Source organism: Mycobacterium sp. E1715 (genome assembly GCF_001667625.1).
GTDB lineage: Bacteria > Actinomycetota > Actinomycetes > Mycobacteriales > Mycobacteriaceae > Mycobacterium.
The window spans coordinates 1-11,731 of sequence record NZ_LZJJ01000573.1 but is presented as its reverse complement, the minus strand read 5'-3'; the positions used below and the strand labels follow the sequence as shown (position 1 = coordinate 11,731).

The 11,731-nt window shown below is 69.3% G+C and carries 10 protein-coding genes; all 10 read right to left on the bottom strand.

Translation table 11 applies throughout. From position 1 onward, the window contains the following. Positions 1-709 (bottom strand): GTPase ObgE (gene obgE, locus A9X03_RS27920; RefSeq protein ID WP_231975519.1); only part of this gene is annotated, 709 nt, incomplete at its 3' end. Positions 710-808: 99 nt separating this feature from the next. Then, positions 809-1,063 (bottom strand): 50S ribosomal protein L27, encoded by a 255-nt coding sequence (gene rpmA / locus A9X03_RS27915; RefSeq protein ID WP_067752467.1) that lies wholly within the window; start codon positions 1,061-1,063, stop codon positions 809-811. 15 nt (positions 1,064-1,078) lie between these two features. Then, the gene (gene rplU / locus A9X03_RS27910) at positions 1,079-1,390 is read right to left on the bottom strand and encodes a 50S ribosomal protein L21 (protein WP_007169506.1); all 312 of its coding nucleotides are present in this window, start codon (positions 1,388-1,390) and stop codon (positions 1,079-1,081) included. Positions 1,391-1,591: 201 nt separating this feature from the next. Continuing rightward, positions 1,592-4,402 carry an Rne/Rng family ribonuclease gene (locus tag A9X03_RS27905; protein WP_067782685.1) on the bottom strand — a complete coding sequence of 937 codons (2,811 nt, stop codon included), beginning with the start codon at positions 4,400-4,402 and terminating at the stop codon, positions 1,592-1,594. A 316-nt stretch (positions 4,403-4,718) separates the two neighbouring features. Beyond that, positions 4,719-5,141, bottom strand: a complete 423-nt coding sequence (gene ndk, locus A9X03_RS27900; RefSeq protein WP_067752461.1) for a nucleoside-diphosphate kinase — start codon at positions 5,139-5,141, stop codon at positions 4,719-4,721. Positions 5,142-5,198: 57 nt separating this feature from the next. Beyond that, on the bottom strand, positions 5,199-5,549 hold the full coding sequence (locus A9X03_RS27895; RefSeq protein ID WP_067752458.1) for a DUF4233 domain-containing protein: 351 nt from the start codon (positions 5,547-5,549) through the stop codon (positions 5,199-5,201). Further along, positions 5,546-7,003 (bottom strand): folylpolyglutamate synthase/dihydrofolate synthase family protein, encoded by a 1,458-nt coding sequence (locus A9X03_RS27890; protein ID WP_067752455.1) that lies wholly within the window; start codon positions 7,001-7,003, stop codon positions 5,546-5,548. Before A9X03_RS27890 ends, A9X03_RS27895 begins: the two co-directional genes overlap by 4 nt. After that, positions 7,000-9,657: a valine--tRNA ligase gene (locus A9X03_RS27885; protein ID WP_067782679.1), complete on the bottom strand. Its 2,658-nt coding sequence runs from the start codon at positions 9,655-9,657 to the stop codon at positions 7,000-7,002. Before A9X03_RS27885 ends, A9X03_RS27890 begins: the two co-directional genes overlap by 4 nt. Before the next feature lie 65 nt (positions 9,658-9,722). Next, the gene (locus tag A9X03_RS27880) at positions 9,723-10,979 is read right to left on the bottom strand and encodes a trans-acting enoyl reductase family protein (protein WP_067782677.1); all 1,257 of its coding nucleotides are present in this window, start codon (positions 10,977-10,979) and stop codon (positions 9,723-9,725) included. 73 nt (positions 10,980-11,052) lie between these two features. Further along, positions 11,053-11,493, bottom strand: a complete 441-nt coding sequence (locus A9X03_RS27875; RefSeq protein ID WP_231968890.1) for a transglycosylase family protein — start codon at positions 11,491-11,493, stop codon at positions 11,053-11,055. Positions 11,494-11,731 lie beyond the last annotated feature (238 nt).

Genomic DNA, 11,731 nt, shown 5'->3' with positions numbered 1-11,731 from the left:
TGTTTTTAAGGGGCCGGGCCTGATTCCCGGCGCGTCGCAGGGCCGCGGCCTGGGCCTGGATTTCCTTCGGCACATCGGCGACGGTGAACGTGTGCTCGCCCGCCGACACCACACCGAGGTTGGGCACCAGCGTGGTGAACGGGTAGTCGGCGATCTTGGGCTTGGCCGCCGAGATCGCCGACACCAAGGACGATTTCCCGGCCGAGGGAAACCCGATGAGACCAGCGTCGGCGACGGTCTTGAGTTCCAGCGTCAGGTCCCGGGTCTCACCCTCCTCGCCGAGCAGCGCGAAGCCGGGGGCCTTGCGGGCGCGTGACGCGAGCGCCGCGTTGCCCAGGCCACCGCGGCCGCCGGCCGCGGCCTCGAAGCGGGTGCCCGCCCCCACCAGATCCGCTAGCAGGCGGCCGTTTTCGTCCAGCACGACGGTGCCGTCGGGCACCTTGACTTCCAGATCCGCACCGGCCGCCCCGTCGCGGTTGTTGCCCATCCCCTGTTTTCCCGACGGCGCGGTGACGTGCGGATGGAAGTGGAAGTCCAGCAAGGTGTGGACCTGCGGGTCGACGACGAAGACGATGCTTCCGCCGCGGCCGCCGTTGCCGCCGTCGGGACCGCCCAGCGGCTTGAATTTCTCGCGGTGGACGGACGCGCAGCCGTTACCGCCGGAACCCGCGCGCGCGTGAATGACGACCCGATCGACAAATCGAGGCATCGAATACCAGCCCTTCGAATGTCACGCCAGGGCGAAAACACCTCGTGAAGCCGCCGCAGCGTTGCCCCGCACGGGGGCGGTGCCCCCGGCTCGCGGCGCCTAGACCTGGGGCGTGATGCTTACGGTTTTGCGTCCGCGCTTGACGCCGAACTCGACGGCGCCGGCCGCCTTGGCGAACAACGTGTCGTCGCCGCCACGCCCGACGTTCACGCCGGGGTGGAACTTGGTGCCACGCTGGCGAACGATGATCTCGCCCGCCTTGACGATCTGGCCGCCGAACCGCTTCACGCCCAGCCGCTGAGCAGCGGAATCGCGGCCGTTGCGCGAGCTGGAAGCGCCCTTCTTGTGTGCCATGTCTGTCGCCTCCCGCTACTTGATCCCGGTGACCTTCAGGACCGTCAGCTGCTGACGGTGTCCCTGACGCTTGTGGTAGCCGGTCTTGTTCCTGAACTTGTGGATACGGATCTTGGGGCCCTTGGTGTGCTCGAGCACCTCGCCGGTCACCGCCACCTTGGCCAGGGCCGCGGCGTCGGTGGTGACCTTCGCACCGTCCACGACCAGAGTGACGGGCAGCGAGACGTTAGCGCCCGGGTCGGAGTCGAGCTTCTCGACCTTGACCACGTCCCCGACGGCGACCTTGTACTGCTTGCCGCCCGTCTTGACGATTGCGTAGGTCGCCATCGTTACTCCTGCCTTCTTTCCTCTGCTCAGCCGGTTCTTCGGCGCTTCGCGCGCGAGCCACCGGCGTGCGCGTGGTGGGTCTGGGTTGCGGGTCCGCGCCGACTGCCCGGGAGCCCCGCTGTCGCCGGCCAAAGTCCGAACGGCCTGGCGACAACTGTCCTAGGGTACTTGACCAGCGGCTAAAGGGTCAAACCGGCCCGGTCAGTCCGCATGGATCGGCGGTCCCGCCGGCCTACCGGCCGCGCGTCGCCGCCGCGGACGTCCGAACCCCGGTCCGGCGTCGACGGACCCGTCGTCGTCGGAGTCATCGGAGTCGTCCTCGACGTCCAGGTCGTCGTCGTCCATTTCCAGGTCGTCGTCATCGTCACCGAGGTCTTCCTCGTCGTCGAGGTCATCGTCGTCGTCCTCGTCGAGGTCATCGTCGGACTCGTCGTCGGCGTCTTCGTCACCGTCTTCGTCGGACTCCTCGAAATCCTCCTGATCGGTGTCCTCGACGTCGGCCACGTCCCGTTGCTGCTGCTCGTCGGGCTCGTTGGCCGCTTCCTCGGCGGACTCGTCGGATTCTTCGTCGTCGGGGCCGTTCTGGGTGGAGCCGCCGGCTGCCATCGCCTTGAACATCGGGTGTTCGCCGGGGGCGTGCGCCGGCACCTTGGCCACCACCGGCTCTTCGGCGCGGTTCTTCTTGGAGCGCCTGCCGCGGCGGCCACCGGATTCGGACTTGCGCCCGTTCGAGGGAGCCGAGTCCACCGGGTCGGTGTGCAGCAGGATCCCGCGGCCGCCGCAGTGGGTGCAGGACGTCGAGAAGGCCTCGATCAGCCCCGTTCCCAGCCGCTTGCGGGTCAGCTGGACCAGGCCCAGCGACGTCACCTCGGAGACCTGATGGCGGGTGCGGTCGCGCGCCAGCGCCTCGGTCAGCCGCCGCAACACCAGGTCGCGGTTGGACTCGAGAACCATGTCGATGAAGTCGATGACCACGATGCCGCCGATGTCGCGCAGCCGCAATTGGCGGACGATCTCCTCGGCCGCCTCCAGGTTGTTCTTGGTCACGGTCTGCTCGAGGTTGCCGCCGGAGCCGGTGAACTTGCCGGTGTTGACGTCGACCACCGTCATGGCCTCGGTCCGGTCGATCACCAGCGTGCCACCCGAGGGCAGCCACACCTTGCGCTCCATCGCCTTGGCGAGTTGCTCGTCGATACGGTGCACGGCGAACACGTCCGGACCGGCCTGGCCTTCGGGGCCGCTGGGCGGCTCGTACTTGCTCAGCTTCGAAACCAGATCGGGCGCAACGGAATTCACATAGTCGGTGATGGTCGTCCACGCCTCGTCACCGGAGACGATCAGGCCTGCGAAGTCCTCGTTGAACAGGTCGCGGATGACCTTGACCAACACGTCCGGCTCTTCGTAGAGCGCGACGGCGGCGCCGGCGGCCTTCTCGGTGATCTCGGTGGCCTTGGCCTCGATCTGCTTCCACCGCTCCTGCAGGCGGGTGACGTCGTTGCGGATGTCGTCCTCTTTGACGCCCTCGGACGCGGTGCGGATGATCACCCCGGCATCCGACGGCACCACCTCGCGCAGGATCTCCTTGAGCCGTTGGCGTTCGGTGTCGGGCAGTTTGCGGCTGATCCCGGTCGACGACGCGCCCGGCACGTAGACCAGATACCGGCCGGCCAGCGACACCTGTGTGGTCAGCCGGGCACCCTTGTGGCCGACGGGGTCCTTGCTGACCTGGACCACGACGTAGTCACCCGGTTTGAGCGCCTGTTCGATCTTGCGGTCCGACCCGCCCAGTCCCGCGGCTTCCCAGTTGACCTCGCCGGCGTAGAGCACGCCGTTGCGGCCGCGGCCGATGTCGACGAACGCGGCCTCCATCGAGGGCAGGACGTTCTGCACGATCCCCAGGTAGATGTTGCCCACCAACGAGGCGGACGCGGCCGACGTGACGAAGTGCTCGACGACGATGCCGTCTTCGAGGACCGCGATCTGGGTGTATCGCGCCCCCTGGTGCGGCGGCTCGGTGCGGACCCGGTCGCGCACCACCATGATCCGCTCGACGGCCTCACGGCGCGCCAGGAACTCCGCCTCGGTCAGGACCGGTGGGCGGCGCCGTCCGGCGTCGCGGCCGTCCCGGCGCCGTTGCCGCTTGGCCTCCAGCCGGGTGGAGCCGTCGATGCCCTTGATCTCGGCGTTGGACGAGCCGTTGCCGCCGTCGTTCTTGCCGTTGCGCGGCGCCCGCTCGTGCACCACCGTGTTCGGCGGGTCGTCCGGCGACGAGTTTTCGTCACCGTCGTCGCTCGAGCCCGATTTGCGGCGCCGGCGCCTGCGGCGGCGGCGGCTGGCGCCCTCCGGCGAACCGTCGTCGCCGGTGTCGGAGTCGTCGGAGTCGTCGGAGTCGTCGCCCTCGTCGTCCTCGGCGTCGGAGGAGTCGCCCCGGCCGGCCTTCTGGCCCCGCTGCTGCGGTTCGTCGTCGTCACCGGCTTCGCCCTGGCCGTCGGGACCGCCCTGCTCACCGCGGCCTCGGCCACGACCGCGACGGCCACGCCGCCGCCGCCGGTTGGCCGGTCGATCGGTCTGCTCGTCGTCTTCGTCGTCGACGTCGGAATCGTCGGAGTCCGAGTCGTCGTCGGCGTTCCCGTCCTCTTCGTCGGCCTGCATCGGCTGCGGCGCGACGAACAACGGCATGTAATGCGGCCGCTCGGCGGCGTTCTCAGGGGCCGCCAGCATCAGCCGGGATTCGGGTTCCTCGGCGTTTTCGCTGGTCGCGTCCGCGTCGGCGGCTTCCGCCTCGGCATCGGGCTGGGCCGCCAGCAGGTCGCGGACGCGGACCGCGTCCTCGCGGTCCACCGTGGAGTGCGCGCTGCGAATCCGCCCGTCGAGCGCGCTCAGCGCGTCCAGCACCCGCTTACTGGTGGTTCCCAGCGTCCGTGCCAGCGAATGGACTCTCAGGCGGTCCGGCAGTTCGTCGTGCCGTGTCGGCTCTTCGGATGACTCTGTGGATGGTGCACCGTCTACCACGTATTCTCCTCAAGCCCCCGGGCGCGTCCTGCGACGCGGCCACGCGAGGGCTTCGCTATGGGCCCGGGTGACTTCTCCCGGACTTGTGATGGTCTCGCCCCGAGCGGTTCGCGGGGAACGCACTCGGCGCCGTGCTGAATGACGGCCTGACATGCCGCGCACCAACGCGGGATCGCGATGATCGCGCTTGTCTAAGTCTTCATTCGGGTGTCCGACACCGGTCCGGCGACGTTCACCCTCCGTCAGTATCCCACATCACTCGGCGAGCCCACCCGCCCCTGAGCAAACGCGTCCCGAGCGGGGCCGCGCGGCGGCGTTAGCTGGGGTCCCCGGCGTCGGGAAACCAGAGTGCGATTTCGCGCTTCGCGGACTCGGTGGAATCGGACCCGTGCACCAGGTTGAACTGCGTCTCCAGCCCGAAGTCGCCCCGGATCGTCCCCGGGGTGGCCTTCTCCACCGGGTCGGTACCGCCCGCGAGCTGCCGAAACGCGGCGATCGCCCGCGGTCCCTCGACGATCGCGGCCACCACGGGCCCCGAGGTGATGAACTCCAGCAGGGATCCGAAGAAGGGCTTGCCTTCGTGCTCGGCGTAATGCGCGGCGGCCAGGTCCTCGCCGACGCGCCGAAGCTCCAGCGCGACGATGGTCAGGCCCTTGCGCTCGATCCGGCTGAGGATTTCCCCGATCAACTGCCGCTCGACGCCGTCGGGCTTGATCAGTACGAGGGTCCGTTCGGTCACGGCGCACAGCGTACAGAACCGGGCGGCGATCTCCTCGGGTGGCGACCGCGCCCGGCCCTACCGCTGACGCCGCAGCACCTCGGCCCGGAAATACGCGATCAGCGCCCACAAGCCGGTGAACAGCACCCCGACGAAGCCCACGCCCGGGTACACCGCGAAGCCGACGAGTAGGAGCAGCTGAGCGGCCAGGTTGACCCAGATCGCCCACGGTTTGCGCTGCAGTCCGCCCAGCACGATGAGCAGGCCGGCCACGCTGACCAGGTAGCCCAGGGACACCGAGGTCAGCCCGCCGCCCACCGCGCCCACCACCGGAATCGCCAGCAATACGACGATCGCCTCCAGCAGGAGCGTCGCGGCCATCACCGCGCCGAAGCTCTTCCAGGGGTCGGGCCGGTCGGGATCGGTCATTCCGGATCCCGGCCAAAGAGGGTCCGCGCCGCCCCGGCGGTGACGACCGAGCCGGTAATGACGATCCCGGTGCCGGAGAACGCCTCCGCGTCGGCGTCCAGCGTCGCGTCGTCGACCAGCGCGGTCGCGGCGTCGATGGCGTCGCGCAGGTTCTCGGCCGAAACCACCCGTTCGGGGCCGAATCGCTCCCCGGCCGCCAGCGCCAGCGACTCGACGTCCAGCGCCCGCGGGGACCCGTTGTGGGTGACGACGACGGCGTCCAACACCGGTTCGAGCGCGCCAAGGATGCCGTCGACGTCCTTGTCGGCCAGCACGCTGAGCACACCGACCAGGTAGCGGAAGTCGAATTCCTCGCTCAGGGTCTGCGCCAGCGCGGCCGCGCCGGCCGGGTTGTGCGCGGCGTCGATGAACACGGTGGGCGCGCTGCGCATGCGCTCCAGCCGGCCGGGGCTGGTGACGGCGGCGAAGCCGGCCCGCACCGCCTCGACGTCGAGCTGCCGCTGAGCGCCGGCGCCGAAGAAGGCCTCCACCGCCGCGAGCGCCACCGCCGCGTTGTGCGCCTGGTGTTCGCCGTGCAGCGGCAGGTACAGGTCGGAGTACACCCCGCCGAGGCCCTGCAGTTCCAGCACCTGGCCGCCGATCGCGACCTGACGGCTCAAGACCGCGAACTCCGAATCCTCGCGGGCCACCGCGGCGTCGGCGCGCACCGTCTGGGCCAGCAGCACCTCCATCGCCTCGGGGGCCTGGCGCGCGATGACGGCGACGGTGTCCGGCGCGCCGTCAGGTGCTTTGGTGATGATCCCGGCCTTCTCGCCGGCGATACCGGCGAGGTCGTTTCCGAGGTACTCGACGTGGTCGATGCCGACCGGGGTGATGACCGCCACCGGGGCGTTGACGACGTTGGTGGCGTCCCACCGCCCGCCCATGCCGACCTCGATGACCGCGACGTCGACGGGTGCGTCGGCGAACGCAGCGAACGCCATCGCGGTCAACACCTCGAACTTGCTCATCGCCGGTCCGCCCGCGGCCTGCGACTTCGCGTCGATCATCTGCACGAAGGGCTCGATCTCCCGGTACGTCGCGACGTACTGCGCGGGGGTGATCGGGCGCCCGTCTATCGCGATGCGCTCCACCGCCGATTGCAGGTGCGGGCTGGTGGTTCGCCCGGTACGCCGGTGCAGCGCGGTCACCAGCGCGTCGACCATGCGCGCGACCGAGGTCTTGCCGTTGGTGCCGGCGATGTGGATCGAGGGATAGGCCAGTTGCGGCGAGCCCAGCAGGTCCATCAGTGCGCTGATCCGGGTCAGGCTCGGCTCGATCTTCGTCTCCGGCCAGCGTTGGTCCAGCAGGTGTTCGACCTGGAGCAGGGAGGCGATCTCGTCGGGGGTCGGGGCCAGGCTGGTGGCGCCGTGATCTTCGCGGCCGGGCTCGGACCAGTCGGAGGGCTCGCTCACTGCAACCCGGCCAGCCGCGCGGTGATCCGGTCGGTTTCGTCCTGGGCCACGCGTTGGCGGTCCCGGATCTTGCCGACGACGTTCGGCGGGGCCTTGGCCAGGAAGTCCTCGTTGGCCAATTTGGCGGTGGTCGAGGCCAATTCCTTCTGCGCCGCGGCGAGATCTTTCTCCAGGCGGCGGCGTTCCGCGGCGACGTCGATGGTGCCCGAGGTGTCGAGTTCGACGACGACCGAGTTGTCCATGTTGGGCCCGAGCCGCACCTCCAGAGACACCGACGGCTCGAAATCGTCGCCCGGCGCGGTGAGCCAGGCCAGCGATGTCACCGCGGCCACCTGGGCGCTCAGATCCGCGCCGTCCACCCCGCCCAGCCGCGCCGGCACTTTCTGCCGGTCGGCCAGGCCTTGGTCGCTGCGGAACCGGCGGACCTCGGTGACCAGCCGCTGCATGTCGCTGATCCGTTGCGCGGCAACGGGATCCAGCTCGATACGCGACGACTGTGGCCAGTCGGCGATCACCAGCGACTCCTGGTCGGTCAGCGCCTGCCACAGCGCCTCGGTGAGGAATGGGATCACGGGGTGCAGCAGGCGCAGCAGGGTGTCCAGCACGGCGGCGAGGACGGCGGTGGTGTGCGCGCCCCCCTCGGCCAGCTGCGTCTTGGCCAATTCGACGTACCAGTCGCAGAATTCGTCCCACGCGAAGTGGTACAGCGCCTCGCAGGCGCGGCTGAACTCGTAACCGTCGAGCGCCGAATCCACCTCGGCGCGAACCTCTTCCAGCCGTCCCAGGATCCACCGGTCGGCATCGGTCAGCTCGTTCTGCGCCGGAAGCGGCGCGAGCTGGGCCCCGTTCAGCAGCGCGTAACGAGTGGCGTTGAAAAGCTTGGTGCAGAAATTGCGCGACGCGCGCACGGCGTCCTCGCCGACGGCCAGGTCGCCGCCGGGGCTGGCGCCGCGGGCGAGCGTGAACCTCAGCGCGTCCGCCCCGAACATGTCCACCCAGTCCAGCGGGTCGATGACATTGCCCTTGGATTTGCTCATCTTGCGGCCGAATTCGTCGCGGATCAGCCCGTGCAGGAACACGTCGGTGAACGGCACCTGCGGGCCGCGCCGGCCGTCCAGGGTGATGGCGTCGTCGCCCCCCACGAACGTGCCGAACATCATCATCCGCGCCACCCAAAAGAACAAGATGTCGTATCCGGTGACCAAAACGCTTGTCGGGTAGAACTTTTCCAGTTCCGGGGTCTTCTCCGGCCAGCCCAGTGTGGAAAATGGCCATAGCGCCGACGAGAACCAGGTGTCCAGCACGTCGGGGTCCTGCTCCCAACCCTCCGGCGGCGTCTCGTCGGGCCCCACACACACCTGTTCCCCGTTGGGCCCGTACCAGATCGGGATGCGATGGCCCCACCACAGCTGCCGCGAGATGCACCAGTCGTGCATGTCGTCGACCCACGCGAACCAGCGCGGCTCCAGGCTGGCGGGGTGAATCACGGTGTCGCCGTTGCGAACCGCGTCACCGGCGGCCTTGGCCAGCGATTCCACCCGCACCCACCATTGCAGCGACAGCCGCGGCTCGATCGGCTCGCCGCTGCGCTCGGAGTGCCCGACGCTGTGCAGGTAGGGGCGCTTCTCCTCGACGACGCGGCCCTGGGCGGCCAGCGCCTCGCGCACCGCGACCCTGGCCTCGAAGCGGTCCATGCCGTCGAATTGCGTTCCCGTGTCGGCGATCCGGCCCTTGGTGTCCATGATCGAGATCATCGGCAGTTGGTGCCGCAACCCGATCTCGAAGTCATTCGGATCATGCGCCGGCGTGACTTTGACTGCGCCCGTGCCGAATTCCGGGTCGACGTGCTCGTCGGCCACGATCAGCAGCTGCCGGTCCAGGAAGGGATGCGGCAACGTGGTGCCGACGAGGTCGCGGTAGCGCGCGTCGTCGGGGTGGACCGCGATCGCGGTGTCGCCGAGCATCGTCTCGACCCGCGTGGTGGCGACCACGATGTGAGGTTGCGAGTCGTCGAGCGAGCCGTAGCGGAACGACACCAGCTCGCCTTCGACGTCAAGGTAGTTGACCTCGAGGTCGGAGATCGCCGTCTCGAGCACCGGGGACCAGTTCACCAGCCGCTCGGCCTGATAGATCAGCCCCGCGTCGTAGAGCCGCTTGAAGATGGTGCGCACCGCCCGTGACAGGCCCTCGTCCATGGTGAACCGGTCGCGGCTCCACGCCACCCCGTCGCCGAGCCGGCGCATCTGGCCGCCGATGGCGCCGCCGGACTCGCGCTTCCAGTCCCACACCTTGTCGACGAACAGCTCCCGGCCGAAGTCCTCCTTGGTCTTGCCGTCGACCGCGAGCTGCTTTTCGACCACACTCTGGGTAGCGATGCCCGCGTGGTCCATGCCCGGCTGCCACAACACCTCATATCCCTGCATGCGCTTGCGGCGCGTGAGGGCGTCCATCATGGTGTGTTCCAGCGCGTGACCCATGTGCAGGCTGCCGGTGACGTTCGGCGGCGGCAGCACAATGGAGTACCCGGGTTTGGCACTGGTCGGGTCGGCCTCGAAGTAGCCCGCATCGAGCCACTTCTGGTAGATAGCGCCTTCGGCCGCAGCGGGATCCCACGACTTCGGCAGGTCGGTGGCGGGGCTGCGGCTGGCGGTCACCCGTCAATTCTAGGGAGCGCCGTTCACCCCGATGTAAGTGCCTGAATCGCCGGTGAGGCAGCTCACTATGGCAGTCGGTCGACCTGCAGTGTCACACCGGCGGCGGGGAACCTGGCCAGCAGCGCGTCGCCCATGGCGGCCGCGGGAGTGAGGACGCCGCGCAGGTCGGTGAGCTTGTCACGGTCGAACGCGAGCGCAAGGCCGCACTCCCCCAGCAGCACGGAGGTTGCCTTGTAGCCGGGGTCTCCGCGCTGCTCCATGCGCGCCACGTATCGCGCGCCGGTGGTTGTGGTGGTGTAGGTCTCGACGCGGTAGTAGCCGCGCTCGCGGACCGCCGCGCTGGGCCCGGTGCCGGGCTTCGGGATGACGCGCTCCACCAGCCGGCGCGGCAGCAACTTGAAATAGCGGCTGCCCAACTCCATGCTCGCGTTGCCCACGCCGCTCAAGACGGCGGATCCCACCGGTGCCAGGGGCGATGACCCCAAGCTCATGCTCTCGGTATAACGGAACCGCCGGCCGTAGGCCCAGTCCAGTAACGCGTTGCTGCGCCTGACGATTCGCGTGTTGGCCGGCGCCATCATGAATCCGCCGGTCCACACGCCGGCCAGTTCGGGCGCGATCTCGCGGCCACGACGCCAGGGCAGATCGGGCTGGCGGCCCAACTCCGGTTCGGCGGCGCGATCGCCGCTCAGCGTGTAGGGGTCGGCCAGCTGGCGCCGGATGTCGGGATCCCCGGAGGCGGCGTCGAGAACTTCCAGGAGCGAGGCGATGGTGCCGCCGGACAGTCCGCCGGACAGCGAACGCACGACGAAATCGGTCTCGGCAAGCTCGCCCGCGCCGTCGTCGCGCGCCGCGAGATACAGCGCATACACCGTGAGATCCGACGGAACGGAATCGAATCCGCACGCGTGCACGATGCGGGCGCCGGTGTCGGCGGCCTGCTTGTGGTAGGAGTCGATGCTGTTGCGGATGAACGGCGGTTCGCCGGTCAGGTCGGCGTAATCGGTGCCCGCCGCGGCGCACGCAGCCACCAGCGGAAGCCCGTAGCGGGTGTAGGGGCCGACCGTGGTGATGACGACCTGGGTGCGGGCCGCCATCTCGTTCAGCGTCGACGGCGACGACGCGTCGGCGGCGATCAGCGGCCAGGACTGGGCGGACTCGCCCAGCGTGCCGCGGACGGCCCGCAGCCGCTCGGTTGACCTGCCGGCCAGCGCCACCCGCGTGCCCGGACCCGACCGTGCCAGGTATTCGGCGGTCAACTTCCCGACGAAGCCGGTCGCCCCGTACAACACGATGTCGAATTCGCGCGGCGTTGCGGTCACGCGCCCGACGCTACCGGACCCGCAGATAAGTAATGCCGGGCCTTGGGCCCGGCATTACTTATTAGTGCGATGGTCAGCCGCGGCGTCCGCAGACCGGCCAGGCGCCGATGCCCTGCGAGTGCAGCACGTTCTCGGCCACCCGGATCTGCTCCTCGCGGCTCGCGCCGGCGGGAGAGCCCGACCCGCCGTTGGCGCGCCAGGTGCTCGGGGTGAACTGCAGGCCGCCGGAGAAGCCGTTGCCGGTGCTGATTCCCCAGTTGCCACCCGACTCACACTGCGCGATGGCGTCCCAGTTCACGCTGTACGCCCGCACCGGCGGAGGCGGCGGGGCTTCCGGGCCGGGAGGCGGCGGCAGGTTCGGGTCGAAGCCCGCGGGTGCCGGCGGTGGGGCGTCCGGGGCCGCGGACGGCGAAGTCGCGTCCGTGGCCGGCGGTAACACTCCGCCGGGCGAATCGAGCCCACCGCTGTCGTGCCAGGACAAGCCGGCACGTTCCGAAGCAGGTTTCCGCACCAACCAAAACCGTCAGCCCACCCCCGTGGGCTTGCTTTGGCGCGCGCGCACCGCGAAAGGAAAGATATTGAAGAACGTCCGTAAGACGCTCGTTCTTGCCGCGGTCACGGGCACCCTCGTGACCATCCCTTCGGCGACCGCCACCGCGGAGCCGACGGGCTTCGACCCCAACAGATCACAAAATGGCAAATACCATCACCCGGCACATCGCCCAGCAATTGTTTAAGCGGAAAGCAGCTCT

Excerpts from the sequence above, each read along its gene's own strand:
- rpmA (WP_067752467.1), bottom strand. The coding sequence starts at position 1,063 with ATGGCACACAAGAAGGGCGCTTCCAGCTCGCGCAACGGCCGCGATTCC.
- rplU (WP_007169506.1), bottom strand. The coding sequence starts at position 1,390 with ATGGCGACCTACGCAATCGTCAAGACGGGCGGCAAGCAGTACAAGGTC.
- A9X03_RS27895 (WP_067752458.1), bottom strand. The coding sequence starts at position 5,549 with ATGACCGATCCCGACCGGCCCGACCCCTGGAAGAGCTTCGGCGCGGTG.